The organism is Lentzea sokolovensis, from assembly GCF_033949975.1.
Lineage (GTDB): Bacteria > Actinomycetota > Actinomycetes > Mycobacteriales > Pseudonocardiaceae > Lentzea > Lentzea sokolovensis.
In genome coordinates this window covers 793,776-816,996 of the sequence record NZ_JAXAVU010000014.1, presented here as the reverse complement: position 1 = coordinate 816,996, position 23,221 = coordinate 793,776, and the positions used below count along the sequence as shown (strand labels likewise).

The following is a 23,221-nucleotide window of genomic DNA, read 5'->3' as shown; positions in this document are numbered from 1 at the left end:
GCGATCACCAGAAGGAGGCCGTCTTGATCTTCATCACCGCCAAGTTCCGCGTCCTGCCCGAGCACGCCGAGGCCTGGCCCGAGATCAGCAGGAGCTTCACCGAGGCCACCCGCGCCGAGCCCGGCTGCCTGTGGTTCGACTGGTCGCGCAGCCTCGACGACCCGACCGAGTACGTGCTGGTCGAGGCGTTCCGGGACGGCGACGCGGGCGGCGCGCACGTGCAGTCGGAGCACTTCCGCAACGCGCAGAAGGAACTGCCGCCGCACCTCGCGGAGACGCCGCGGATCGTCAGCCAGTCCGTGGAGCAGGACGACTGGTCGCTGCTCGGGGAGATGGAGGTTGCGCCACGCGGGTGAGCCTTGCCCGGATCGTTTGGTGCAGAGGATTCCTCCGCCCAGGATGGGCGCCATGGACGCCTTCCTGGAGTTGTCCGCCGAGCTGACCGGATTCTCGGCGGACGAGCTGAGGTCGACCGGACTGGTCGAGCAGTACCGCGCGCTGGCCGACGGCGCGCCGGAGAACGAGATCATCCAGCTCTGGTACACCGGGGTCTGGCGCGGGGTGATCCCGAGCGAGCGCGCCTACGCCGAAGGCCTGGCGTGGAAGGCGGTCGGGGTCGCCGCGCCGGGGACCCGTGCGGCCGGATTCGGCAGCTGGGAGCAGAGACCCAGAAGAAGCGTCCGGTGAGGGCCGTGGTCGTCGGCGCGGGGTTCGCCGGCTCGCTCGTCGCCAAAGTGCTGGGGGACAACGGGTTCCGCGTGCTCGTGCTGGAGGCCGGGGCCGAACCGAACGACGACGCCGTGCACCGGTTCCGCAGAGCCCTCGTCAAGTCGCCGCTCGCGCCGTACCGGACGACCGCCGCCGCGCCGTCCAGCCGCTACCTGATCAACACCGGGCCGCACGACTACTCGAGCCCGTACCTGCGGATGAACGGCGGCACTGGCACCGCCTGGACCGGGATCACACCCCGGATGCGCCCCGACGACTTCCACACCGCCGATCTCGGACGTGGCCGCGACTGGCCGTTGACCTACGCCGACCTGGAACCCTTCTACCGCGCGGCGGAGTGGGAGATCGGGATCGCGGGCGACGCCGAAGAGCAGCGGCAACACCTTCCCGTCGCCGACGGGTACCGCTATCCCATGCACGCCCTGCCCCGCACGTACCTCGACCACGTCATCGCGTCCGTTGTGGACGGTGTGTGGATCGACGGGCGCGAACTGCTCGTCGTCGGCACACCGCAGGCGCGCAACGGGATCCCGGTCCAGGACTACCGGCCGGACGGGCATCGGTGCACCGGCTACGCGAGCTGCGTGCCGATCTGCCCGGAGAACGCCAAGTACACCCCGCACCGGACGCAGAAGCAGTGGTCCGGCAACGTCGAACTGCGCACGAGATGCGTCGTGAACCGGGTGCACGCCGACGAGTCCGGGCGCATCACCAAGGTCAGCTACCAACGCTACGAGGACGACACGTCCGGCAGGCACACGCGGCACGAGGAAGAAGCGGACGTGGTCGTCCTCGCCGCGCACGCCATCGAGAACGCGAAGCTGCTGCTCATGTCCGGGCTCGCGAACAGCAGCGACCAGGTCGGCCGCAACCTGATGGACCACCCCGCGCTGCTGACGTGGGCGCTGATGCCGCAGGCGGTCGGCCCGTTCCGCGGACCGGGCTCGACGACGGGCATCGAGGCGTTCCGCAGTGGTCCGCAACGTCGGGTGAGAGCACCGTTCCGCATCGAGATCGGCAACTGGGGCTGGGGCTGGGCGGCCGGGAGCCCCGACTCCGACACGGCCGAGTTCGTCGCCGCGGGGCTCAGGGGCAAGGCGCTGAGAGAGGCGGTGGCGGACCGGGTCGGCCGGCAGTTCACGTTGCAGATCGAGGTCGAGCAGGAGGCCGATCCGGCCAACCGCGTCACGCTGGCCGACGACCTCGACGCGCTGGGCAACCCGCGCCCGTCGGTCCACTACGGACTGTCGGACTACGTGAAGGACGGTCTGCTGGCCGCGAAACGGGTCTCGGACCGGCTCTTCGAGCTGCTCGGAGCCGAGGACCACACCTCGTACAAGCCCGATGACAAGAGGTACTTCGAGCACGACGGCGAACCGATGCGCTGGTGGGGTGCCGGGCACGGCGGCGGCACGCACGTCATGGGCAGCTCACCGCGCGACTCCGTGGTCGACCAGTGGCAACGCTGTTGGGACCACCCGAACCTGTACGCGGTGGGGTGCGGCAGCATGCCGTCGCTCGGCACGTCCAACCCGTCGCTGACGATGGCCGCGCTGGCTCTGCGCACAGCGGGCCATCTCGTGTCACGCCGAGTCGAGCTGGGCCAGGCGATCTAGACCTTCACGTTGCGCTCGCTGAATCAAGAGGATCGCGGCGGCGACCGCGAGGACGACGAGCCCGTTGCCGAACGCCCAGAGCACGGCGTGGTCGTGGACGACGTCGCGGGAGACGGCAGGGTCGCGGAACACCGGGTTGACCTGCGTGATCAGCAGGATCTTCATCGCGACCGAGACCGCCAGACAGGCCAGCGCGGGCCGCGGCGCCCGCGTGACGACGGCCAGGATCACGCCGAGCGGTCCCCACGGCAGGTAGTAGTAGATCGGACTGCCTGCCGCGAACACGCCCACGAGCGAACCGGGCCGCGGGTCCGCCAGCAGCTGCGGATTCCACACGATCTGCTCGTAGAGGTTGCCGAACAGCCACATGCTGAGCAGGGGGACGACCAGCCGCGAAAATCTCACCTGGCCATCATGGCGAAAATGTCGAAAGCTCCGTGACGTCGATCGACGCAGGGGTGGCGGCCGGAACAGGCCGCCAGCCGACAACGAGGAGACGACATGCGGTTCATGCTCATGCACCGGGTTCACGAGGACGACAACGCCTCGTGGGAGCCGAACCCCGAGCTGATCGAGCGGATGAACACGTTCATCGGGAAGCTCAACGCGGACGGGGTCATGCTCGGCGCGGAGGGCGTGCTGAAGCCGGGCGCGGTGGTGCGCAGGCGTGGCGCGGCGATCAGGTCGACCGACGGCCCGTACGCCGAGGCGAAGGAGGTCGTCGGCGGGTTCCTGCTGGTCAACGCGAAGGACCTCGCCGAGGCCACGGCCATCGCCGAGGAGTACATCACCTGCTTCGCGGGCGTCGAGGAGATGTCGATCGAGGTCCGGCGGGTCACCGAGTTCGAGGACATCGAGCCCTACCTGACCAAGTAGCTCAGCTCGACGACGAACCACTCGTCGTCCAGCTGACACGGTCCACCCGGGTGGAGCCGCACGTCCTCGCTGTCCAACGCCACGAGAACGTGCGGCCCCTCCAGGTCCAGAGCCGTGTTCGAGACCGTGCGCACGCTGACGTCGCCGGGCTGGACGTCCAACGGCTCCGGCAGGTTCTCGCCCAGGTCCTTCAGCTCGACCAGCCGGTTGCGGTAGAAGGTCGTGCCGATGTTCGTGAGCCGGTGCACGGGCGACACGGGCCGGTACACGAAACCGCCGCGGTGCTCGGAGATGAACCTGGGTTCGCTGCCGTCGAGCCAGTCCATCCGGCCCTCCGAGCCGTCGATGCTCAGCACGACGTACGGGTTGTGGTGCAGGTGCCACGGGTGGGTCTCGCCCGGTTCGAGCGTCACCTCCCACACCCTGATCACCGGATCGTCGTGCAGCACGCGCCGGCCGACGTCGACGAGCACGATCTCCTCGCCGGACGGTGAGATCACGACGTCACCCCGCAAGGCGCACCTCCTGCAGATAGCGGTCCTGGACCGACTGCCACGAGTGCGCGGTCCACGGTTCGATGTGGGCGATGTGTCCGTCCGGCCGCAGCAGGACCACGACGTCGCCGAAGCGTTCGCGCACCGTGTCGCCCGGATCGAAGTACGCGTGCGAACGCAGGTCCGAGTGCGGAGCGTCCCACCGGCTCACTACCACCTGCCGCAGACCAGCAGGCCCGTCAGCGGGGATGAACGGCCGGCGGCGCGCGTCGGTGAGGTGCAGCGCGACGAACGAGTCGCGGCACAGCTCGTGCAGGTGGACCGGGCCGCGCAGGCCGAAGACCCGCAGGTCCGGGGCTCGGTCGCCGACGCGCAACGGCCCGGTGCGCGTCATCGACCAGTCCGCGCCCAGCCGCACGCCGAGCAACGTCCGCGTCATCGCGTCCTGCCACCCCGCGACGGAGTCCGAGCGCCGGTCCATCACGGCACGGGCCGCCTCCGCGAGCGCGCCCGAACCGTGCACGGCCACCGGTTTCTGCTCGGCCTCGTAGCCGTCGAGCAAGGCCTCCGAAGCCCATCCGCGCAGCACCCACGCCAGCCGCCACGGCAGGTTGGACGCGTCGAGCACGCCGGTGTTCAGGCCCAGTGCCCACATCGGCGTGATCAGGTGCGCCGCGTCGCCCAGCAGGAACACGCGGCCGTCCCGCCACGACGACGCGACGCGGTGGTGCACGGTGTAGACGTTGCTGCCCAGCACCTCCAGCGAGTCGACGTCGCCGATGAAGTGCCGCGCCTTGTTCCGCAGCTCGTCCGGTCCGGGCTCGTCGCGGCCGGGCGCCAGCGGGAACACGAACCGCCAGCAGTGCGGCTGCCGCACGAGGACCATCCACTCCTCGCGGTCGCCGAAGTAGGCCAGGTACGGGTAGTCGCGCGGGTGGGCGATGTCGAGGTCGCACACCAGGTCGACCAGCATGTACCGCTGCTCCAGGGTGTGCCCGGTGACCTCGGCGCCGAGCCGTTCCCGCACGGTCGATCGTCCGCCGTCACACCCCAGCACGTACGCGGCCTCGAAGCCGACGATTCCGTCCGGAGTGGACAGTTGCAGCGTCACGCCGTTCTCGTGTTGTGCGAAGTCCACCAGCCGGTGTCCCATCCGCACCGTGCCGGGTGCGAGCATCGACGCGAGCACCGGCTCCAGTTCGTGCTGCGGAACGTTGACGACGAACGGAAACCGCGTCTCGCCGGCCAGCGCCGAGGTGAGCACGCTTCCGGTCGACTTCCCGGTCGCCCTGTCCACCTCGCCGATCTCGTCGAGCCGCAGCGACGCCTCCAGCACCGGTCCCAGCGCGTCGTACCGGTCCAGCACCTCCAGCGTGCGCGTCAGGATCGTGCCCGCTCTCGTGTCCGCCGACAGTTCGTCCCCGGCCTCGAAGACGACGACCGGGACACCGTGCGCGACCAGCCCCAACGCGGTGATCAGCCCGATCGGGCCCGCGCCGATCACGGCCACCGGACTATCGGACGTGTTCATCGGTCCTCCCCGACCTCTATGTTCGACCATGAGGGAGCCTTCGGGGGAGGGAACATGAGGAAAGCGTTTTCAGTCGTACTCGCCGTTCTGCTGGCCGTCACGGCCTGCGCGGCGCCGACCGGGCAGAAAGCTCTGCAGAAGGTCGACTACCTGACGTCGTTCGGCACGTTCGGCCGGGACGCCTACGTCTACGTGGCGAAGGAGAAGGGGTTCTTCGAGGAGGCGGGCCTGGACGTCACGATCACGCCGGGCACCGGCAGCGTCGACGTGCTGAAGCTGGTCTCGGCCGGTCGTGCCGACTTCGGCGTCGCCGACTTCACCGCCACCGCGATCACCACGGCGAAGGAGAAGCTGCCGGTCACCGTGCTGGCGGCGATCCAGCAACGGTCGCTGGCCGCGATCGTCGCGCTGGAGGGCAACGGGATCTCGACACCCGCCGACCTGGTCGGCAAGAAGATCGGTGACCAGCCCGGGTCGACGAACCAGGTGATGTTCCCGGTCTACGCGAAGGCGGCGGGCATCGATCCGGCGAAGGTCCAGTTCGTGCCGTCCGCTCCGCCCGCGTTGCCGCAGTTGCTGGCCGCCGGGCAGGTCGACGGGATCGGGCAGTTCGTCGTCGGCAAGCCGCTGATCGAGGCCGCGGCGAAGGGGAGGAAGGCGGTCGTGCTGCCCTACGGCGACCTGGTTCCCGATCTGTACGGCAACGCGCTGGTGTCGTCGAAGGACGTCGTGCAGAACAAGCCGGAGCTGGCGCGCACCTTCATGACGGCGCTGCTCAAGGGCCTTGAGTACTCGATCGAGCACCCGGCCGAGGTCGGCCCGATCCTCAAGAAGTACCAGCCGACCCAGGACGCGGACGTGGCCAGTGCCGAGGTCGGGCTGATGGCGCCGTACGTCAAGCCTGTGAACTACAGCGGTCGCGTGGGCGGGGTGACCGAGGCGCGCGTCGAGAAGATCGTCAGCACCCTCGTGGAGGCCGGTGCGATTCCGGCGGGATCGTTGGCGCCCGACGACTTCGTGTCCTTCGGGAGCTCGCCCAAGTGATCAGCCTGACCGGGGTCTCGCACTCCTTCGGCGGTGTGCACGCGCTCGACGGCATCGACCTGGAGGTGGGCGAGCACGAGTTCGTCGCGGTGATCGGGAGGTCGGGCTGCGGCAAGTCGACGTTGCTGCGGCTCGTCGCCGGCCTGCTCACGGCTGCGCGAGGCCGGATCCTGGTGGCCGGTTCGCCGGTCACCAGGCCGCGCAGGGACGTCTCGGTGATGTTCCAGCGGCCGGCGTTGCTGCCGTGGCGGACGGTGCTGGCCAACGTCCTGCTGCCGACCGAGATATTCGGCCTGGGCGATCAGCGGGACCGCGCGCACGAGCTGCTGGAACTGGCCGGACTCGGCGGGTTCGAGAAACGGCTGCCGCACGAGCTGTCCGGAGGAATGCAGCAGCGGGTGTCGCTGTGCCGGTCGTTGATCCAGAGCCCGCGGGTGATGCTGATGGACGAGCCGTTCTCCGCGTTGGACGCGATCACCCGCACCGAGCTTTCCGAGGAGCTGCAACGGGTTCAGCTCGCCCGGCCGCGCGCCGTCGTGTTCGTGACGCACTCCATCGACGAGGCCGTCCTGCTCGCCGACCGGATCGTGGTGCTCAGCCCGCGGCCCGGCCGGATCCACCGGATCGTCGACGTGGGTCTGCCGAGGCCGCGTGCGCTCGGCCAGGTCGAGCTCGACGAGGTGAGCCGGGAACTGCGCGGGCTCCTGGTGACCGCGTGAAGGCCGCGCTGCCGGTGCTCGGACTGCTGGCGATCATCGGGCTGTGGTGGCTCGCCACGATCGTGTTCGGGATCGAGCCGCTGCTCGTGCCCTCACCGGCCGACGTCGTCGCGTCGTTCCTGGAACTGCCCGGCTACCTGCTCGAACAGGCGCTGATCACGTTGTGGGAGGCCGTGTCCGGCTTCGGACTGTCCATTGTGATCGGTGTGCCGCTGGCGCTGCTGATCGTCGGGTCGAGCGTGCTGGAGCGGATGTTCTACCCGCTGCTGGTCGCGCTCAACGCCGTGCCGAAGGTCGCCATCGCGCCGATCGTGGTGGTGTGGTTCGGGTTCGGCATCTCCTCGAAGGTGCTCATGGTCGTGCTGGTGTGCATCTTCCCGATCGTCATCTCGACCGCGTCCGGCATGAAGTCGACGCCGAGTGAACTGGTCGAGCTGTTCCGGTCGCTCGACGCCACCCGCACGCACGAGTTCTTCAAGCTGCGCCTGTGGCACGCGTTGCCGCAGATCTTCGTCGGCCTGAAGGTGTCGATCACTTTGGCGGTCATCGGGGCGGTGATCGGTGAGTTCGTGGGCGCCGACGCCGGACTGGGCTACGTGATCACCGTGTCCGGCGGCAGCGCCGACACCTCGCTGGCGTTCGCGGCGATGACGCTGCTCGCGATCATCAGCGTCGCGCTCTTCTACGGCCTGACCTGGGCCGAGCGCAAGCTGGTGCCCTGGTCCGAGGAACACCGGGTGCTCTAGCGGGCCAGGCGGCCAGCAGTTCGCCGAGCAGCGCCCGTTCGCCCGGCGTGAGGTCGGCCGGATCGTCGGCGAAGTTCGCGCTCGAAGGGTTGTCCGAGACGCTGCGCCAGGAGGTCGAGCCGTTCAGCGTGCGCGTGCTCGTCGTGGAGCCGGGAGCGTTCCGCACCAAGGCCTACGCGGGGTTCCAGGACGAGCCGGTGCGCGAAACCGTTGACGCGTACACGGGTCTGGTGCAGGGCGTCCGCGCGACGTTCGCGGACCAGGACGGCAAGCAGCCGGGCGATCCCGAACGCGGGGTGCGGGCCGTGCTCGGCGGCGCCGCGTACGACGCCGCCGTCGCGATGCACGAGAGTGCACTGGCCGAGCTTCGCGAGAACGAGAAGCTCTCGCGCGGCGCGGACTTCTAGCTGGACGCGCCACCGGCGGCGAGGCGCATCAGGTCGGAGTCGAGGTCGATCGTCAGCTCGGTGCCGCCAGCACTGCCGTACTCGTGCTGGTAGCTGCCCCACGACTCGTCGCGCACGGTCTTCTCGAAGCCGGAGGTCATGAGCGCCACCAGTTCGAGGGCCGCGCGGTCGATGCGCTTGTTGAGGCCGTTGTCCTGCCAGTCCTCGGTCGAGGCGAACAGCGCCGTCGGCACCACGACCGTGCGCAGGTAGGCGAACAGTCCGCGCATCTGGTCGTCGACCACGAGCGCGTGCCGGGCGGTGCCGGCCGTCGCGGCGAGCACGACGGGCTTCGCGATCAGCAGGTCGTTGTCGAGGATCTGGAAGAACGACGTGAACAGCCCGCTCGCGCCCGCCTTGTAGACGGGGGTGCTCGCGACGATGCCGTCCGCGTGCCGCAGGGTCGCGATGGCGGTCTGCAGCTTCGGCCCGATGTGGTTGGACACCAGGGCGTTGGCGATCTCGGAGGCGAGCTCGCGCAGTTCGATCACCGTCGTGCCGACGGTCAGCGCCCGCTTGCTGGCGAGGGTGGTGACCCGTCCGGCGACGCGGTCGGCGAGCAGCCGGGTGGACGACGGGTCGCTCGTGCCGGCGGACACCACCACCAGCTGGAAGTTCTGGCCCATTACTCCTCGCTCTGGCTGAGCTTGCCGGTGATCACGGCGAGCTGTTCGAGTTCTTCCGGCGTCAGCACGTTCAGTGCGCGCGTGACGCTGCGTGCGTGCGGGCTGCCGATCTGCTTCTGGGTCTCCCGGCCCGCGGGGGTGAGCGACAGGCGCACACCCCTGCGGTCGCCGGGGTCGGGGCAGCGGTCGACGTAGCCGCGGTCGACCAGGCGGTCGACCATGCGGGACAGAGCGGGCTGGCTCAGCAGCACGTGGCGGTTCAGCTCACTCATCCTGAGCGGACTGTCGCACTTGGACAGCTGGTACAGCACGTCGTACTCCCGCATGGTCAGGTCGCCCCAGATGTCCTCCGCGTTGAACTGCTTCATCAACACGGAGTACGCCTTCATCAGGGACTCCCACGCCTCGTTGGCTCTGGTCACTGCGAGTCCTGGTACGGCGAGCCACCCGTGACGTTGTCACCCCGGTTGGCGTTCGGCTTGGGCTGGCGGACCGGACCGTCGCCGTACTTGTCCTTGACGCGCCCGGCGTGCGTCGGCGGCTTGGCGGTCTCGGGGTCCTGCCGCGCCTCCATCTCCTTGCGCAGCACCGGAACCACCTCCTCGCCGAGCAGGTCGAGCTGGTTGAGCACCATCTTGAGCGGCAGGCCGGCGTGGTCCATCAGGAACATCTGACGCTGGTAGTCGCCGAAGTGCTCGCGGAACGTCAGCGTCTTGTCGATGACCTCCTGCGGGCTGCCGACCGACAGCGGCGTCTGGTCCATGAAGTCCTCCATCCGCGGGCCGTGGCCGTAGACGGGAGCCTCGTTGAAGTACGGGCGGAACTCCTTGAGCGCGTCCTGCGACCGCTTCGCGATGTACGCCTGACCGCCCAGGCCGACGATGGCCTGCTTCTCCGTGCCGTGGCCGTAGTGCGCGTACCGCTGACGGTAGAACTTGATCAGCCGCATGTAGTGCTCTTTCGGCCAGAAGATGTTGTTCGCGAAGAACCCGTCACCGTAGAACGCGGCCTGCTCGGCGATCTCCGGCGTGCGGATCGACCCGTGCCACACGAACGGCGGCAGGTCGTCCAGCGGCCGCGGCGTGGAGGTGAAGCCCTGCAACGGGGTGCGGAACTTCCCTTCCCAGTCCACGACGTCCTCGCGCCACAACCGGTGCAGCAGGTTGTAGTTCTCGAGCGCCAGCGGCAGGCTCTGCCGGATGTCGGCGCCGAACCACGGGTAGACCGGCGCGGTGTTGCCGCGGCCCAGCATCAGGTCCATGCGACCCTTCGACAGGTGCTGCAGCATCGCGTACTCCTCGGCGATGCGCACCGGGTCGTTCGTGGTGATCAGCGTCGTCGCGGTGCTGACGATCAGCTTCTCCGTCTTCGCCGCGATGTGGCTGAGCAGCACGGCCGGCGCGGACGAGAAGAACGGCGGGTTGTGGTGCTCGCCGATCGCGAACACGTCGAGCCCGACCTCTTCGGCCTTCTCCGCGATCTGCACGATCGCGTCGATGCGCTCGGCCTCGCTGGGGGTCTCGCCGCTCACCGGGTCCCTGGTGATGTCGCTCACCGAGAAGATTCCGAACTGCACGGCACCCGCCTCCTTCTGATCTGTACTGCCTCATGACTAATGCGTTTGCATCTACTCTAACGCCTGGGGGCCCGATCCATTCCCATTACGCTGATCACATGTCACTGGGCGTGGGGGACGCCTGCTTCAGCTACGGCGGAGTCCCCGTTTTCGCAGGTCTGTCCCTTGTCGTTGCTCCCGGTGAGGCCGTCGCCGTCGTGGGGCCGAACGGCTCGGGCAAGTCGACGTTGCTGAAGTGCCTGGTCGGCGCGGAGGTGCTCGACTCGGGCAGCGTGCTGTTCGAGGGAGCTCCGGTGGACGAGTCGTCGGGCGCGTTCCGCGCCGCCGTCGCGTCACTGCTCGACGACGCCGACTACTTCCCGGACGTGTCCGTCGTGGAGCACCTGCGGCTGCTGGCGTGGCTGCACGCGTCCACTTCGGACGTCGCGGCGGTGCTGGCGGAGGTCGGGCTGACCTCGGCGGCCGACCAGCTGCCGCCGACGTTGTCCTCGGGGCAACGGCACCGGCTGGGGCTGGCGTCGTGCTTCGTGCGCCCGCGCTCGGTACTCGTGCTGGACGAACCGGAACAGCGCCTCGACACGGCCGGCCGCGCCTGGCTGCGCTCCCGTTTGCTGGCGGAGAGAGCAGCCGGGGTCGCTGTGGTGTTCGCGTCGCACGATCAGGAGCTGGTGGAGGCGGTGGCGTGCCGGACCGTCGCGCTGTGACCGCCGCTGCCGTCCGGCGCCGGTCGCGGACTCCTGAACCGTGGCGGTTCATGGTCGCCCGGCTGTACTCGCGGATCGTTCTGCTGTCGATCGCCGGGGCGGTCGGCTACGGCTGGGCGTACGCCGGGCTGACGAAGGCACCTCAGGCGGGGAGCGACTGGACCGCGCTCTGGCTGTCGGTGCTGGGCGCTACCGTGCTGTTGAAGGTGTCGCTGGCGTTCGGGCCGGTCTTCGTCGGCGCGGACCGGATGTTCTGGGTGCTGAGCTCGCCGGTGCCGCGTGGGGCCCTGTTGCGGCCTCGGCTCTTCGGGCTGCTCGGTGCCGGTGCCGCGGTGGGTGCGGTGTGGCCCGCTGTGGTGTTCGGGATCGTGGGGGCTGTTGTGCCGCCGTCGGTAGCCGGGGTTTTCGGGGCTGCCTGCGGGCTGGTCGTGGTGGCCGGGGCCGTGGTGGTGCAACGGGCTCGGGTGCGGCCGCAGGGGTGGTTGAGCGGGCTGGCCGGGCTGGCGGTGGTGGCGCTGCTGGTGCCTGCCGGGTGGTTCGGGGTGGCGGTGCCCTGGACGGGTGCTGCCGGCGAGCCGGCCTCGTTCGGCAGCGGCGTGATGTGGACCGCCTGGGGCGTGGCGATCGGTCTGGCGCTGGTGGCCGTGGCCTCCGTACGGCACCTGCGGCGGTCCGACCTCGCGAGTGGGGCGGCCCTGGCCGGTGTGGCGCGGGTGTCGGTGAGCTGGTTCGACCTCGCCCTCCTCGGCGCGGTCCTCGCCGAACGCCGTGCACGCACCCTCGGTCGCGTGAAATCGGCTCGGCTGGGCGGGATCGCGCCTCGCGGAGCAGGAGGGCCGCGCTCCCACGTCGCCGCTCTCGCCTGGACCGACGCGCTTCGCTTGCGCCGCAGCCCCAACGCCGTACTCGTCTGGGCCGCGCTGCTCCCGGTGCCGGCTCTCGTGGCGCTGGGCGGCGAGCCCGACGTGGCGCCCGCGGTTCACCTCGTCGCCGCGTTCCTGGCCACCGACCGGCTCGCCGCGGGCTTGAAGTTCGTGTGCCGTTCCCCGGCGATGCGCCGAGCCCTGGCGCTGCCGGATCGGGAGCTGCGGCTGGCGCACCTCGCGTTCCCCGCCGCGGGTGCCCTGCTGTGGTGCGCCATCACCACGGCCTTCACGCCACATGTGTCCGTGGTGAACGGGATCGTCTCGACAGTGGGTGCGGTGGCAGTCGTACATCGGATCGCTACGCGGCCGCCGGTCGATTACGGCGCCGCGATCGTCAGCTTCGGGATGTACGGGCCGACACCGGCCGGTCTGATCGTCCAGCTGAGTCGTGGACCGGCCCTGCTGACAGCGCTCGCCGTGCTGCAGATGTTGCTGTAGGGCCACAGGCCGACGAGGTGCGCGCGGTCGCCGGCGAATGGAGGGCGCGACCGATCCCGCGCGGTACTTCGAGTTGCGCTGTCGGGGGGACCGGCGCGCCTTCTACCGGCCCCTGTTCGACCCCGCTGACGGCGCGCGGTGGCCGGCCGCGCGCCGCGACGCCATGGCGCGGATCATCGGGGAGTCGGAGTGGTCCGAGAACCTGGTGCTGCGCGGCAGCGCCTTGGTGCGCGAGTTGCTGCGGCCCGAGCTGCGCCACCGCGCGGACGAGTTCGGACCGGCTTCCGTGCTGGAGCTCGGCCACGCCGACTGGGACAACGCCCCGACCGAGCTGCCCGTCACCAGGGAGGACGAATCCGTTCTCCCCGCAACGGATCGCGGCTGCCCCGCGTTAGCCGAGCAACGTCGCCACGCGTTCCGCGGTGGCCACGCTGGACTGCGGGTTCTGGCCCGTGACGAGCCTGCCGTCCACGATCACCGTGCTCGACCACGGCTCACCCGGCGCGAGCCGCGCGCCGAGTTCGGCCAGCCTGCCCGCGACCGAGTAGGGGACGTTCAGGCCGCCCTGGAGCTCCTCCTCGTCGCTGAACACCGCGATCTCCTTGCCGGTGAACACGAACGTGCCGTCCGCGCGGACCGCGCTGAGCAGCCCGGCCGGTCCGTGGCACAGCGCCGCGACGACCTTGCCGTTGTCGTGGAAGTCCGCGAGCAGCTCGCCCAACGAGGTGTCGACCGCCAGGTCGGCCATCGGACCGTGTCCGCCGGGCAGGTAGATCGCGTCGAAGTCGGCCGCGTTCATCGACGCCAGCACCGCCGGAGCGCGCAGGTCCTCCAGCGACGCGACGGCGTCGTCGAACCTGCCGTCGAGGCTCGCCTTGTCCACGGTCGGCACCACGCCGCCCGGTGTGGCCAGCGTGACCTCGACGCCGGCCTCCCGCAGCACGCGCACGGACTCCACGACCTCCTCGGCCCAGTACCCCGTGGGGTGGCTCGACCCGTCCGCCAGCGTCAGCGAGTCGGCGCCGGTCACGACCATCAGTAGCTTCTTCATGTGCCCCAGGACATCACAGATCAGCAGAACGCGACGGCTGAGCTATAAGATGACTTATGGCTGCGAGGGTGACGGACCTGGATCTGCTGGCGACGTTCCTGGAGATCTACCGAGGCGGCTCGCTGACCAGCGCGGCCGCCAGGCGGGGGCTCACCCAGCCGGCGGTGAGCGGGCAGCTCGCCAAGCTGGAGAAGGAGCTCGGCGCGCCGCTGTTCGTGCGGGGCAGTCGCGGCGTCACACCCACACCGCGAGCCGACGACCTGGCCCGGCGCGTCGGCACGCACCTCGATCAGCTCCGGTCCGCCCTCGGCCCCGCACCGGCGCTCGAAGGCACGGTGCGGCTCGGCGGAGCGGCCGAGTTCATGGCCACCCGCGGCATGCCCGCGCTCACCCCGCTGACCCGGCGCGGCCTCCGCCTGGAGATCACGCTCGGCCTGGCGAACGACCTCCTCGCCGGGCTGAAGGCCGGGCAGCTCGACCTCGTGCTGTCGTCGGTCCGTCCGGGAGCGGGCCTCACCGCGACGCCGTTGACCGACGAGGAGTTCCTGCTGGTCGGGCCGCCACTGCTGGCCAGGACCGTGGACCAGCGGTTGCTCGCGCGGGATCCGGCGCGCGCCCTCGAACACCTGCCGCTCGTCGCCTACTCCGGTGAGCTGCCGATCATCCGGAGGTACTGGCGCAGCGAGTTCGGCGCACGACCGAAGAACGCCACCGCCGTCGTCGTGCCGGACCTGCGTGCCGTGCTGGCCGCCGTGATCGCCGGTGCGGGCGTGTCGGCCCTACCGCGCTACCTCGCCGAACCCGCGCTCGCCGCCGGATCCGTCGAACAGCTGCACCACCCGGAGATACCCCCGCTCAACACCCTCTACGTCGTCACGCGCGGTATGACGACCCCGGCCACCGACGTGGTCGTGGAGCATCTGAGGTCACGCGACTGGGGCGCCCTTTAGACGCTGCGGAGAACCGAGACCACGATGCCGAGGATCACGGCCTGGTCGCCGTCGATGACCGGGTAGGCCTCGTTGCGCGGTTCGAGGAACACGTGGCCGTTGCGGCGCTGGTACACCTTCACCGTCGCCTCCTCCTCGATCATCGCGGCGACGATCTGCCCGCTGTAGGCCTCGTGCGTCTGCCGCACCACGACGGTGTCACCGTCGCAGATCGAGGCGTCGATCATCGAGTCGCCGCGCACGCGCAGCGCGAACATGTTGCTGCCCCGGCCGACCAGCCCGCGAGGCAGGTTCAGCACCTCGTCCACGTGTTCGATGGCGGAGATCGGCGTACCGGCGGCGATGTCGCCGACGACGGGCACGGAGATCGAGTCCTCCGAGACCGTTCCCGGCGCCAGCGGCGCGCCGCTCAGGAAGGCCCGCACGTCCATCGGTCGCGTCACGGAGCCGCCGCGCTTGAGGAAACCCTTGTCCTCCAACGACGACAGGTGCTTGGACACGCTGGAGGACGACTTGAGGCCGACCGCCTCGCCGATCTCGCGGGTGCTGGGGGAGTAGCCGTGCTCGACGACCCAGTCGCGAATGGCGACCAGGATCCTCTGCTGGCGCTCCGGCAGCTCCGTCGTGTCGAGCTCAAGATCGTCGTAGGCGGTCATCGGCCAGATACTAGTAATGGGGTTGCGGACACGATCGGGTGGCCGTTCGATCATGTGATGACCTCTGCCTGGGTAGGAGAGCTCGTCCGGCTGCGCGGCGTCGAGCCGGAGGACTGGGCGGCCTTCCACCGGTTCGACGACAACACGGACGAGATGCGCAGGGCGGACCGCGTCCATCCGCCGCGATCCGCTGCCGGGCAACGGGAATGGGCGCAGAAGCGGGCGTTGATGGAGCCGGTGGACGACAGGATGATGCTCGCGGTCGAGTCGCTGGCAGACGGTGCGTTGGCCGGGATGGTGACGACCAGCGAGATCGACCATCGCGCGGGACGGTTCATGTACGGGGTCGCGATCGGCACCGAGCACAAAGGACGCGGCTACGCGACGGAAGCCGTGCGCCTGCTGCTGAACTTCATGTTCGGCGAGCGGCGGTTCCACAAGTGCGAGGCGAGCGTCTGGGCGTTCAACGACGCCTCGATCTCGTTGCACCGCAAGCTCGGCTTCACCGAGGAGGGCAGGCTGCGGGACCACGAGTTCTTCGCCGGCCGCCACCACGACGTGGTGCTGTTCGGGATGACGGCCCCCGAGTTCGCGGCCCGGCACCCGTACCCGAGCGAGATCTGATCGCCTGCTCCACGATGTGGCGGTGAGCACACGTCGGGAACGCTCCTGGGGCCTGCGACCAGGTAGGTCTGTGCGAACCCAGGTGGCGCCCGTGGCGCTGACACCAGAAGTGGCGCCGGCCGTGCTGGACGAGGCCGCGCTGCTGGAGCTGTACGAGTCGACGGCCGAGCGGTTGCACCGCTACGTGGCCAGGCGGGTCGGTGCCGACACCGCGCAGGACGTGGTGTCCGAGGCGTTCCTGGTGCTGTGGGACCAGCGCGCCGGGCAGACCTACGAGGCCGATGCGATCCGCGCCTGGCTTTACGGCGTGGCGACGAACCTGCTGCGCGGCCACGTCCGTGCCGAGGAACGCAAGCTGCGGGCGTGGAGCAAGGAGTACGCGGCCCGCACCGACGAGGCCGACATCGGCGACAGGGTGAGCGCCGCGGCGGACGCCGACGTGCTCGCCGGCCCGCTCACCGCCTGGCTCGCCGAACTGCGCGTCGAGGAACGCGAGGTGCTGCTGCTGCACGCGTGGGCGGACTTCACGCCCACCGAGATCGCCGTGGCACTCGACGTCCCCGTGGCCACCGTGCGCACTCGTCTGCACCGTGGCCGCGCACGGCTGCGCACCCGCCTTGTCGCGACCGACTACGACTTCACCGAGGACAGCCATGTCTGAGCCCACCCAGCCCGAGACCCTCGACCGAGTGCTCGACGCCGCCCTGTCGCGGGCCGGCGACGAGCCCGTCCAGTTCGACGTGGCGGCAGGCAAGAACGCTTTGGCCGCAGCCCTGAAATCACGCGCCGAAGTGACCGAACCGATCACTGCCGAACCTCAGCCGCGCCGCCGGGTCCGCTGGCTCGCCGCCGCGGCCGCCGTGGTCGTGCTGACCGGCGGTGGCCTGGCCGCGTCGACCGTCGACCTCACCGGCGTCGGCAGCAACTCCGTGAGCGCCTCCGAGGAGCTGACCAAGGCCGCGGACCTGGCCTCCCGCGTGGTCGACCGGCCGCTCGCCCCCGGCCAGTTCCGCTACGTGCGCAGCCGCTACGAGGGCATCACCGTGGAGCTCGGCTCCACGAAGGCGACCTACAGCGAGATCGTCCAGGAGCAGTGGATTCCCGCCGACCGCCGCGACGAGTGGCTGTTCCGCAACCAGAACGTCTCGGCGAAGTGGCTGGAAGGGCACGAGGGGGACGGCCTGCCGGACTCCGGATCGGCGTTCAAGAACGGTGAGGAGTTCCGCGGCAAGTGCGGCAACTACCCGTACTTCGCCGAGGGGCAGCCGGACCGCTGCACGAACGGCACGTTCCACAACCCGACGCCGGAGTTCGTCGCGGCGCTGCCGAAGGACCCGGCGGCACTGCTGGCCAAGCTGAAGGAAGCGGGACAGGCCGGCGACTCGGGCGCGTTGCTGCAGGCCGGTGAGGCGCTCAACTCGGGGCAGTACCCGGCAGAGGTGCGGGCGACCATCTTCCGCGCGCTCGCCCTGTTGCCCGGCCTGGTCGTCACCGACAAGAAGGCCAACCTCGACGGCAAGGAAGGCGTCGCGCTCGGCATGAAGTACTACGACGACTTCACCGAGATCATCATCGATCCGGAGAACGGTGACTACATCGGTCGCCGGGCGACCGTCGCCGAGGACATGCCCGACGACAAGGGCGGCCTGGAGAAGGGCACCGTCCGCAGTTCCTCCGCGGTGACCACGAAGATCGTGGACGCGCAGGGCGCCCGCTAGTGGTGTGGCCGGAATGTTGCCGGGCGAATTCGCGGTCAGACGGCCGCGAGGTGCCCTGCTGAGCGTGAATTACCCAGCCAACTTTCTGGGTCACGCCACCAGCTTCTCCCGCCGTTCGGGGCGCGGGAGAGACATGCAACCCTGGGGTTGCGCATCCTCGGGGGGATGTGCAACTCTGGGGTTGCACTTATTGGCGGAGTTGGGAGTTGTCGTGAGCGTGGACCGGATCGAACGCGAGACCGTGATCGAGGCGCCGCTGGCGCGGGTCTGGCAGCTGGTGACCGAACCGGGGTTCTGGGTGGCCTCCCAGCCGTCCGGTACCGCCGTCGAGGGGGAGACGACCCTCTGCAAGAACGAGCAGTACGGCGACTTCCCCGTGCGGGTCGTGACCGTGACGCCGCAGAGCTACGTGTCCTACCGCTGGGCCAGTGCGTTCCAGGGGAAGGAGCTGGGCGCGGACAACACGACGCTGGTCGAGTTCACCCTCACGCCCGAGGGGTCCGCGACTCGGTTGAAGGTCGTGGAGAGCGGGTTCTCCCAGCTCGCGGGCTCGGAGGAGCTGCGCGCGAAGGCGCTCCGCGACAACACGGGCGGCTGGCCCGAGGTGCTCGACGCGTTCGCGAAGAAGGCCGAAAGCTAAGTTGAGCGCGTGCCCAAATCAGCCGACCGAGGCCGCCGCACCCGTGAACAACTGATCGACGCCGCCGCTGGACTGGTGGGCGAGGTCGGCTGGGGTGCGGTGACCACGCGGCTGGTCGCGGAACGGGCGGGCGTCAATGCCGCGCTCGTGCACTACCACTTCTCGTCGGTGCAGGAGCTGCTGTCGACGGCCGCGCTGCAGTTCGCCGCGAAGGCGCTGGCCGAGTCCGCGCAGGCGCTGCGATCGGTGTCGCCGGCCGAGGGCGTCGAACGGATCTTCGCGGACCTGACGCGCTTCACCGGCGCGGATCCCGAGTCGTTGCTGCTGGCCGAGGCGTTCCTGGCCGCGCACCGGCTGCCCGAACTGCGGACGGGGCTGTCGGCGCTGGTCGCGGAGTTCCGGACGCGGGTCGCCGAGTGGTTGCGCGAGGCGGGCGTGCGGGACGCCGACGCGGTGGCGTTGTTGCTGGGCGCGGCCATCGACGGGCTGGTGCTGCACCGCGCGCTGGACTCGTCAGTCGACTTCCGCGTGGCGGCGGGCCCGTTCCGGCGCCTCGTCGCGGGCTGACCAGCGGGGCTCGCCACCGGCCTCGGCGAACGCGGTCAGCGCCTCGACCAGCCCGTGCCGCAGGTGCTCCGGCATGCGCGCGACGATCCTGCCGATCTCGGCACGACGGCGGGCCATCACCTCGGTCACGACCCGGCTGCCCTCGTCGCTCGCCACGACCACGACCTCGCGTTTCGTCGCGGGGTTCGGCGCGCGGTCGACCATGCCGGACGTGATCAGGCGGTCGATCATGCGCTTGGCCGTGGACGGGTTGACCTCCAGGAGGTCGGCGAGCGCGGTGAGACTCATCGGGCCGCGGCTGTCGAGCAGGACGACCATCCTGAGCTGCGGCAGCGTGAGCGTCTCCTCGACGGCCGCGAGCGATCGCGCCGACACGGCCACCAGCAGGCGGGACGCGGTGAGGACAGCGTCGGTCAGGTCATCGGCATCGCTCACCCGCCTAGTTCTACAGGGCCCGCCCGAGGTAACGAAACGATAAACATTGCACTGTGCAACGGTCGGTGGGTCGCGGTCTGTCCGTACCTCTCGGCATGCGGATACTCCTCGTCGCTTTGCTGGCATCGCTGCTCGGCGCGCAGCCCGCGTTCGCGCAGCAGGATCTGGGACCCGGCTACGTCCAGACCCAGTTCGGGCCGATGGGTCCGGCCGGGCGCGACCTGCTGCAGAAGGTGGCGCTCGCGGGGCTGTGGGAGGGGCCTGCCGGGCGGATGGGCCTGGACAAGTCGGCCAATCCGAAGGTGCGGGAGGCGGGCCGGCACCTGATCGAGGGGCACGCCGACCTGGACCGGCGCACCGTCGAGCTCGCCCGCACGCTGAACGTCCAGTTGCCGACGCGGCCCAACGAGTCGCAGCAGGGCTGGCTCGACGAGATGACGGCAGCGCCCGCGCGCAGTCCTGAGTTCGACCGCGTGTTCGCGAACCGGCTGCGGGCGGCGCACGGCGTGGTCTACAAGTTCCTGGCCAGCGTGCGCACCGGCACGCGCAACACGGCGATCCGTGACTACGCCAAGGTCTGCATGGACACCGTGCTCGACCACATGACGGTGCTCGAAGCCACCGGGATGGTCGACTTCGCCGACACCGAGGCGATCCCTCTGGCCCTGGTCGCGCAGCCTTCCTCGGTCGCGCCTCCTGCTCCCGTGGGGGTGCCGCAGCAGAACACCCAGTACTCCCAGCAACAACAGCAGCAGGGCGACGGCGTCCCCGACGGCCTCATCGGACTGGGTGTGTTGGCGCTGGTCGTGGCCGGTCTGTGGTTCTGGACCGGTGGGCGGAGCAGTCGCCGGATGCATCCGTAGTGCTAGATTGGGCATATGCCCAAGTCGAATGCCCAACAACGAGCGTTGATCGTGGGAGCGGGGATCGCCGGACTCACCTCCGCGTGGTGGCTGGAGCGCGCGGGGTGGAACGTCCTGGTGGTGGAGAAGGCGCCGTCGTTCCGCGCGGGCGGCTACATGATCGATTTCTTCGGTCCGGGTCACGAGGTCGCGCGGCGGATGGGGCTGCTGCCGGCGTTGCAACGGCGGCGGGCGCCGATCTCGTCGGTGACCAGCGTGGACGCGGCCGGTCGCCGGCGGAGTGAGATCTCCACGGCTGCCTACGAGGCGGTCGCGGACGGAGTGATCAGCCTGTTGCGCGGTGATCTGGCCTCGGTGATCCGTGACGACGTGCGGGCTTCGATTCGTTACGGCACCACGGTTTCCGCGGTCGACGACGGGCGGGTGACGTTCTCGGACGGTTCGTTCGGTGAGTTCGACCTGGTCGTGGGTGCGGACGGTGTGCGTTCACGGGTCCGGGAACTGGTGTTCGGGCCTTCGTTCGTGCGGTACCTGGGGCATCACACGGCGGCGTTCTCGTTCCGGGATCCCGAGCTGAGCGCCCGGATCGGCTATCGCTACCAGATGCTGACCGTGCCGCACCGGATGATCGGCTGCTATGCCGTGCGGGACGGTTCGATGGCCGCGCTGATGCTCTACCGGTCTTCCTCGCCGGAGCTGCCCGCTGATCCGGTGGCGGAGTTGCGGTCGCGGTTCGGTGACCTCGGCTGGGTCACACCCTCGCTGCTTTCCGTTGTGCCGGAGGACGTCTACTACGACGAGGCGTCCCAAGTGGACATGCCGGTGTGGCATCGCGGCAAGGTCGTGCTCGTCGGTGACGCGTGCGGGGCCGTCTCGCTGTTCGCCGGTCACGGGGCGTCGCTCGCGATGACCGGTGCCTGCGTGCTGGCGGAGGAGTTGTCTTCCGGCTTCGACGGCGCCTTCGACCGCTATCAGGCGCGGATGAAGCCCGCGGTGGAGCACACCCAGGCGTTCGGGCGGCGGTTCATCGGCTGGATGGCGCCCTCGTCGGCGTGGCGGATCACGTTGCGGGACATGGCCTTCCGGCTTTCTGGTCTGCCCGTCGTGCGGAACCTGATCCGTGGCTCGGTCATGCCGGACGTCGACGGGGTGCTCACGCCCGCGGCACCCGCAGGCACAGTCGCCTGAGCACCTCGCGTCAACGGGTGTCATAGGCCTCGCGGTTGGTGAGCACTTCGGCGATGTGCTCCTCGGCCCACTGGCACAACGCGAGCAACGGCGCGTGCAGCGTGAACCCGAGCTCTGTCAGCTCGTACTCGACGCGTGGCGGCACCTCGGCGTGCACGTGCCGGGTGACGAGCCCGTCGCGTTCGAGGTCTCGCAGGGTCTCGGTGAGCACCTTGCCGCTGATGCCGTCGAGCCGCGTCCTCAGGTCGCCGAACCGCATGCGTCCGTTGCCCAGCACCGACACCGCCATCGCCGTCCACTTGTTCGCGATGCGTGCCAGGCTCGAGCGCGACGGACAGGTGGCCAGGAGGACGCTCCAGTCCGGCATGGTCTGTGACATGGCGCACATCCGTCCATTAGTTACGTTGAGGTAATTGGTTACTTTTGGTGAGCATAGGTCAACCGCAACGAAAGGGAGACCCATGACCACCCCGCTCGCCGTCGCCACCACCTACTTCGAGGCCCTTGAGTCCGGTGACTTCGCCACCGTCGCCGCCCAGTTCGCCGACGACGTCGTGTGGCACCAGCCCGGCGACAACCGCTTCTCGGGCCTGCACCGCGGCGGCGAGGCCGTCGGAGCCATGATCGGCGGCATGATGTCCGTGTCCGAGGGCACGTTCTCGTTGAAGCGCAACGCCCCGTTGATGGTGAACGGCGACACGGTGGCCGCGACGGTGCACTGGACGGCCAAGCGTTCCGGTGCGGAGATGGACGGCGTCGGCGTCGACCTGATGCGCGTGGCCGGTGGCAAGGTCGTCGAGGTGTGGCTGTTCACGGCCGACCCGGCGGAGGAGGACGCGTTCTGGGGCCGGGGGTGATTTCGGCGCGTCCCGCCACCCGATCGGGCTAGATCACGACAGACTGTGCGGCGTGGAACGGGATCGCAGGTGGACGGACAAGGGTGAGGCCATCGGGCACGGCGTGAGCTGGCTCGCGCGGTGGAGTCTGCGGACGGCACTGGCCGCGCTCGGCTTCTGGATGGTGTTCTGGCTGATCGGGACGCTCTGGGTGGTCGTCATGCCCGTGCTGCTCGGGCTGCTGATCACGACCGTGCTGTGGCCGCCGGCGCGCTGGATGATGACGAAGGGGCTGAACTCGGCGCTGGCGGCGACGATCGTGCTGATCGTCGGGCTCGGCGTGCTGGGCGGGGTCATCGCGGCCATCTCGTCGTCGATCGCGTCCGGTGTGCCGGAGATCGCGCAGAGCGCGCAGAAGGCCGTCACGCAGCTGCAGGACTGGGCGTCCGGGCCGCCGTTCAACCTGAAGGGCAGCGACCTCGACCGGCTCATCTCGCAGGGCGTCGAGCAGATCAAGTCCAGCATCGGGTCGATCGCCGGCGGGCTGCTGACCGGGGCGGGCGCGGTGACGTCCGGTGTCGTGACCGGGCTGGTGGCGCTGCTGCTGGCGTTCTTCTTCGTCAAGGACGGCTCGCGGTTCACGCCGTGGGTGCGCGGTGTGATCGGTGAGCGCGCCGGCGGCCACGTGACGACGGTGCTGGAGCGGGTCTGGGTGACGCTCGGCAGCTTCATCCGCAGCCAGGCGATCGTGTCGCTGATCGACGCCATCTTCATCGGGGCGGGCCTGCTCATCCTCGGCGTGCCGCTCGCGGTCCCGCTGGCCGCGCTGACGTTCCTCGGCGGCTTCATCCCGATCATCGGTGCGTTCATCGCCGGTGCGCTGGCCGTGCTGGTCGCTTTGGTGAGCAACGGCCTGACCACGGCCATCATCATGCTGATCATCGTCATCGTGGTGCAGCAGGTCGAGGGCAACGTGCTGCAGCCCATCCTGCAGTCGCGCAGCCTGCGCCTGCACGCGGCGGTCGTGCTGCTCGTCGTCACGGCGGGCACGTCGCTGTACGGCATCGCGGGCGCGTTCTTCTCCGTCCCGGTCGCCGCCGCGGTGGCCGTCGTGGTGCGATACCTGGGCGAAGTGATCGAGGCTCGGTCCGTAATGGTTACGTCACAACCTGACGGGGATGAACCAGGCGAGACCGAACGTTCTCCTGAGTGAACCCGAGAA

Annotated in this window: 31 protein-coding genes; 20 read left to right on the top strand and 11 right to left on the bottom strand. The window is 69.7% G+C overall.

The features are described 5' to 3' along the window. The first annotated feature begins 23 nt into the window (after positions 1 to 23). From SK854_RS37650 to SK854_RS37640, 3 genes are read left to right on the top strand one after another with little or no spacing between them, the layout of a single operon-like run. Entirely contained in the window at positions 24 to 356 is a 333-nt protein-coding gene (locus SK854_RS37650; RefSeq protein ID WP_319979923.1) for a putative quinol monooxygenase, read from the top strand. Between the two features lie 52 nt (positions 357 to 408). Beyond that, the gene (locus SK854_RS37645) at positions 409 to 687 is read left to right on the top strand and encodes a hypothetical protein (RefSeq protein WP_319979922.1); all 279 of its coding nucleotides are present in this window, start codon (positions 409 to 411) and stop codon (positions 685 to 687) included. Next, positions 684 to 2,345, top strand: coding sequence for a GMC family oxidoreductase (locus tag SK854_RS37640; RefSeq protein ID WP_319979921.1), 1,662 nt, complete (start codon positions 684 to 686; stop codon positions 2,343 to 2,345). The genes SK854_RS37645 and SK854_RS37640 overlap by 4 nt, the downstream gene beginning before the upstream one ends. Here the strand turns inward: SK854_RS37640 and SK854_RS37635 are convergent. Then, entirely contained in the window at positions 2,313 to 2,750 is a 438-nt protein-coding gene (locus tag SK854_RS37635; protein WP_319979920.1) for a hypothetical protein, read from the bottom strand. The genes SK854_RS37640 and SK854_RS37635 overlap by 33 nt on opposite strands. 96 nt (positions 2,751 to 2,846) lie before the next feature. On the opposite strand from SK854_RS37635, the gene SK854_RS37630 reads away from it, so the two are divergent. Then, entirely contained in the window at positions 2,847 to 3,221 is a 375-nt protein-coding gene (locus SK854_RS37630) for a YciI family protein (RefSeq protein ID WP_319979919.1), read from the top strand. Here SK854_RS37630 and SK854_RS37625 read toward each other — a convergent pair. Together SK854_RS37625 and SK854_RS37620 are read right to left on the bottom strand one after the other, a co-directional pair. Next, complete coding sequence (locus SK854_RS37625) at positions 3,206 to 3,721, bottom strand: hypothetical protein (protein WP_319979918.1); 516 nt, start codon at positions 3,719 to 3,721, stop codon at positions 3,206 to 3,208. The two genes, SK854_RS37630 and SK854_RS37625, sit on opposite strands and share 16 nt — an antisense overlap. Before the next feature lie 4 nt (positions 3,722 to 3,725). Then, on the bottom strand, positions 3,726 to 5,246 hold the full coding sequence (locus SK854_RS37620) for an FAD-dependent monooxygenase (RefSeq protein ID WP_319979917.1): 1,521 nt from the start codon (positions 5,244 to 5,246) through the stop codon (positions 3,726 to 3,728). A gap of 54 nt (positions 5,247 to 5,300) precedes the next feature. Here SK854_RS37620 and SK854_RS37615 point away from each other — a divergent pair, with 54 nt between their 5' ends. The 4 genes from SK854_RS37615 to SK854_RS37600 are packed head-to-tail and all read left to right on the top strand — an operon-like array spanning position 5,301 to position 8,162. Further along, the gene (locus tag SK854_RS37615; protein WP_319979916.1) at positions 5,301 to 6,290 is read left to right on the top strand and encodes an ABC transporter substrate-binding protein; all 990 of its coding nucleotides are present in this window, start codon (positions 5,301 to 5,303) and stop codon (positions 6,288 to 6,290) included. Continuing rightward, entirely contained in the window at positions 6,287 to 7,009 is a 723-nt protein-coding gene (locus SK854_RS37610) for an ABC transporter ATP-binding protein (RefSeq protein ID WP_090063910.1), read from the top strand. Before SK854_RS37615 ends, SK854_RS37610 begins: the two co-directional genes overlap by 4 nt. Next, positions 7,006 to 7,755: an ABC transporter permease gene (locus tag SK854_RS37605; RefSeq protein WP_319979915.1), complete on the top strand. Its 750-nt coding sequence runs from the start codon at positions 7,006 to 7,008 to the stop codon at positions 7,753 to 7,755. The genes SK854_RS37610 and SK854_RS37605 overlap by 4 nt, the downstream gene beginning before the upstream one ends. A 47-nt stretch (positions 7,756 to 7,802) precedes the next feature. Next, positions 7,803 to 8,162: an SDR family NAD(P)-dependent oxidoreductase gene (locus SK854_RS37600; protein WP_406601873.1), complete on the top strand. Its 360-nt coding sequence runs from the start codon at positions 7,803 to 7,805 to the stop codon at positions 8,160 to 8,162. Here SK854_RS37600 and SK854_RS37595 read toward each other — a convergent pair. The 3 genes from SK854_RS37595 to SK854_RS37585 are packed head-to-tail and all read right to left on the bottom strand — an operon-like array spanning position 8,159 to position 10,403. After that, positions 8,159 to 8,827 carry a CE1759 family FMN reductase gene (locus tag SK854_RS37595; protein ID WP_319979914.1) on the bottom strand — a complete coding sequence of 223 codons (669 nt, stop codon included), beginning with the start codon at positions 8,825 to 8,827 and terminating at the stop codon, positions 8,159 to 8,161. The genes SK854_RS37600 and SK854_RS37595 overlap by 4 nt on opposite strands. Then, complete coding sequence (locus tag SK854_RS37590; RefSeq protein WP_319979913.1) at positions 8,827 to 9,249, bottom strand: MarR family winged helix-turn-helix transcriptional regulator; 423 nt, start codon at positions 9,247 to 9,249, stop codon at positions 8,827 to 8,829. The genes SK854_RS37595 and SK854_RS37590 overlap by 1 nt, the downstream gene beginning before the upstream one ends. Further along, a complete protein-coding gene (locus tag SK854_RS37585) occupies positions 9,246 to 10,403 on the bottom strand; it encodes an LLM class flavin-dependent oxidoreductase (RefSeq protein ID WP_319979912.1) in 1,158 nt (385 codons plus the stop codon). Before SK854_RS37585 ends, SK854_RS37590 begins: the two co-directional genes overlap by 4 nt. A gap of 98 nt (positions 10,404 to 10,501) precedes the next feature. Between SK854_RS37585 and SK854_RS37580 the strand changes: the two genes are divergently transcribed. Next, entirely contained in the window at positions 10,502 to 11,107 is a 606-nt protein-coding gene (locus SK854_RS37580) for an ABC transporter ATP-binding protein (RefSeq protein ID WP_319979911.1), read from the top strand. Beyond that, a complete protein-coding gene (locus SK854_RS37575; RefSeq protein ID WP_319979910.1) occupies positions 11,104 to 12,471 on the top strand; it encodes a DUF6297 family protein in 1,368 nt (455 codons plus the stop codon). The genes SK854_RS37580 and SK854_RS37575 overlap by 4 nt, the downstream gene beginning before the upstream one ends. Positions 12,472 to 12,573: 102 nt before the next feature. On the opposite strand, the gene SK854_RS37570 is transcribed toward SK854_RS37575, so the two are convergent. Together SK854_RS37570 and SK854_RS37565 are read right to left on the bottom strand one after the other, a co-directional pair. Further along, on the bottom strand, positions 12,574 to 12,813 hold the full coding sequence (locus SK854_RS37570; RefSeq protein ID WP_319979909.1) for a hypothetical protein: 240 nt from the start codon (positions 12,811 to 12,813) through the stop codon (positions 12,574 to 12,576). A 49-nt stretch (positions 12,814 to 12,862) separates the two neighbouring features. Further along, the gene (locus SK854_RS37565) at positions 12,863 to 13,522 is read right to left on the bottom strand and encodes a type 1 glutamine amidotransferase domain-containing protein (protein WP_319979908.1); all 660 of its coding nucleotides are present in this window, start codon (positions 13,520 to 13,522) and stop codon (positions 12,863 to 12,865) included. Between the two features lie 68 nt (positions 13,523 to 13,590). Between SK854_RS37565 and SK854_RS37560 the strand changes: the two genes are divergently transcribed. Then, positions 13,591 to 14,472 (top strand): LysR family transcriptional regulator, encoded by an 882-nt coding sequence (locus tag SK854_RS37560; protein ID WP_319979907.1) that lies wholly within the window; start codon positions 13,591 to 13,593, stop codon positions 14,470 to 14,472. Here the strand turns inward: SK854_RS37560 and lexA are convergent. Then, entirely contained in the window at positions 14,469 to 15,128 is a 660-nt protein-coding gene (gene lexA / locus SK854_RS37555; protein WP_319979906.1) for a transcriptional repressor LexA, read from the bottom strand. The two genes, SK854_RS37560 and lexA, sit on opposite strands and share 4 nt — an antisense overlap. A 57-nt stretch (positions 15,129 to 15,185) precedes the next feature. On the opposite strand from lexA, the gene SK854_RS37550 reads away from it, so the two are divergent. From SK854_RS37550 to SK854_RS37530, 5 genes are all read left to right on the top strand, one after another. Continuing rightward, complete coding sequence (locus tag SK854_RS37550) at positions 15,186 to 15,752, top strand: GNAT family N-acetyltransferase (protein WP_319979905.1); 567 nt, start codon at positions 15,186 to 15,188, stop codon at positions 15,750 to 15,752. A 91-nt stretch (positions 15,753 to 15,843) separates the two neighbouring features. Next, positions 15,844 to 16,413, top strand: coding sequence for an RNA polymerase sigma factor (locus SK854_RS37545; RefSeq protein ID WP_319979904.1), 570 nt, complete (start codon positions 15,844 to 15,846; stop codon positions 16,411 to 16,413). Then, positions 16,406 to 17,470 (top strand): CU044_5270 family protein, encoded by a 1,065-nt coding sequence (locus SK854_RS37540; RefSeq protein ID WP_319979903.1) that lies wholly within the window; start codon positions 16,406 to 16,408, stop codon positions 17,468 to 17,470. Before SK854_RS37545 ends, SK854_RS37540 begins: the two co-directional genes overlap by 8 nt. A 211-nt stretch (positions 17,471 to 17,681) precedes the next feature. Next, on the top strand, positions 17,682 to 18,110 hold the full coding sequence (locus SK854_RS37535) for an SRPBCC domain-containing protein (protein ID WP_319979902.1): 429 nt from the start codon (positions 17,682 to 17,684) through the stop codon (positions 18,108 to 18,110). 9 nt (positions 18,111 to 18,119) lie between these two features. Further along, positions 18,120 to 18,677, top strand: a complete 558-nt coding sequence (locus tag SK854_RS37530; protein WP_319979901.1) for a TetR/AcrR family transcriptional regulator — start codon at positions 18,120 to 18,122, stop codon at positions 18,675 to 18,677. Here SK854_RS37530 and SK854_RS37525 read toward each other — a convergent pair. Then, on the bottom strand, positions 18,624 to 19,112 hold the full coding sequence (locus tag SK854_RS37525) for a MarR family winged helix-turn-helix transcriptional regulator (RefSeq protein WP_319979900.1): 489 nt from the start codon (positions 19,110 to 19,112) through the stop codon (positions 18,624 to 18,626). The two genes, SK854_RS37530 and SK854_RS37525, sit on opposite strands and share 54 nt — an antisense overlap. 95 nt (positions 19,113 to 19,207) lie before the next feature. On the opposite strand from SK854_RS37525, the gene SK854_RS37520 reads away from it, so the two are divergent. Together SK854_RS37520 and SK854_RS37515 are read left to right on the top strand one after the other, a co-directional pair. Then, positions 19,208 to 19,975 carry a DUF4142 domain-containing protein gene (locus SK854_RS37520; protein ID WP_319979899.1) on the top strand — a complete coding sequence of 256 codons (768 nt, stop codon included), beginning with the start codon at positions 19,208 to 19,210 and terminating at the stop codon, positions 19,973 to 19,975. Between the two features lie 15 nt (positions 19,976 to 19,990). Further along, the gene (locus SK854_RS37515; RefSeq protein ID WP_319979898.1) at positions 19,991 to 21,163 is read left to right on the top strand and encodes an FAD-dependent oxidoreductase; all 1,173 of its coding nucleotides are present in this window, start codon (positions 19,991 to 19,993) and stop codon (positions 21,161 to 21,163) included. Positions 21,164 to 21,173: 10 nt separating this feature from the next. Here the strand turns inward: SK854_RS37515 and SK854_RS37510 are convergent, their stop codons facing one another. Further along, a complete protein-coding gene (locus SK854_RS37510) occupies positions 21,174 to 21,542 on the bottom strand; it encodes a winged helix-turn-helix transcriptional regulator (RefSeq protein WP_319979897.1) in 369 nt (122 codons plus the stop codon). A gap of 82 nt (positions 21,543 to 21,624) precedes the next feature. Here SK854_RS37510 and SK854_RS37505 point away from each other — a divergent pair, with 82 nt between their 5' ends. Both SK854_RS37505 and SK854_RS37500 read left to right on the top strand, forming a co-directional pair. Continuing rightward, a complete protein-coding gene (locus tag SK854_RS37505) occupies positions 21,625 to 22,020 on the top strand; it encodes a nuclear transport factor 2 family protein (RefSeq protein ID WP_319979896.1) in 396 nt (131 codons plus the stop codon). A 52-nt stretch (positions 22,021 to 22,072) separates the two neighbouring features. Further along, positions 22,073 to 23,212 carry an AI-2E family transporter gene (locus SK854_RS37500; protein ID WP_319979895.1) on the top strand — a complete coding sequence of 380 codons (1,140 nt, stop codon included), beginning with the start codon at positions 22,073 to 22,075 and terminating at the stop codon, positions 23,210 to 23,212. The last annotated feature ends 9 nt before the right edge of the window (positions 23,213 to 23,221 follow it).

Excerpts from the sequence above, each read along its gene's own strand:
- SK854_RS37620 (WP_319979917.1), bottom strand. The coding sequence starts at position 5,246 with ATGAACACGTCCGATAGTCCGGTGGCCGTGATCGGCGCGGGCCCGATC.
- SK854_RS37630 (WP_319979919.1), top strand. The coding sequence starts at position 2,847 with ATGCGGTTCATGCTCATGCACCGGGTTCACGAGGACGACAACGCCTCG.
- SK854_RS37550 (WP_319979905.1), top strand. The coding sequence starts at position 15,186 with ATGACCTCTGCCTGGGTAGGAGAGCTCGTCCGGCTGCGCGGCGTCGAG.
- SK854_RS37505 (WP_319979896.1), top strand. The coding sequence starts at position 21,625 with ATGACCACCCCGCTCGCCGTCGCCACCACCTACTTCGAGGCCCTTGAG.
- SK854_RS37540 (WP_319979903.1), top strand. The coding sequence starts at position 16,406 with ATGTCTGAGCCCACCCAGCCCGAGACCCTCGACCGAGTGCTCGACGCC.
- lexA (WP_319979906.1), bottom strand. The coding sequence starts at position 15,128 with ATGACCGCCTACGACGATCTTGAGCTCGACACGACGGAGCTGCCGGAG.
- SK854_RS37520 (WP_319979899.1), top strand. The coding sequence starts at position 19,208 with ATGCGGATACTCCTCGTCGCTTTGCTGGCATCGCTGCTCGGCGCGCAG.
- SK854_RS37595 (WP_319979914.1), bottom strand. The coding sequence starts at position 8,827 with ATGGGCCAGAACTTCCAGCTGGTGGTGGTGTCCGCCGGCACGAGCGAC.
- SK854_RS37580 (WP_319979911.1), top strand. The coding sequence starts at position 10,502 with ATGTCACTGGGCGTGGGGGACGCCTGCTTCAGCTACGGCGGAGTCCCC.
- SK854_RS37565 (WP_319979908.1), bottom strand. The coding sequence starts at position 13,522 with ATGAAGAAGCTACTGATGGTCGTGACCGGCGCCGACTCGCTGACGCTG.
- SK854_RS37515 (WP_319979898.1), top strand. The coding sequence starts at position 19,991 with ATGCCCAAGTCGAATGCCCAACAACGAGCGTTGATCGTGGGAGCGGGG.
- SK854_RS37510 (WP_319979897.1), bottom strand. The coding sequence starts at position 21,542 with ATGTCACAGACCATGCCGGACTGGAGCGTCCTCCTGGCCACCTGTCCG.
- SK854_RS37645 (WP_319979922.1), top strand. The coding sequence starts at position 409 with ATGGACGCCTTCCTGGAGTTGTCCGCCGAGCTGACCGGATTCTCGGCG.
- SK854_RS37615 (WP_319979916.1), top strand. The coding sequence starts at position 5,301 with ATGAGGAAAGCGTTTTCAGTCGTACTCGCCGTTCTGCTGGCCGTCACG.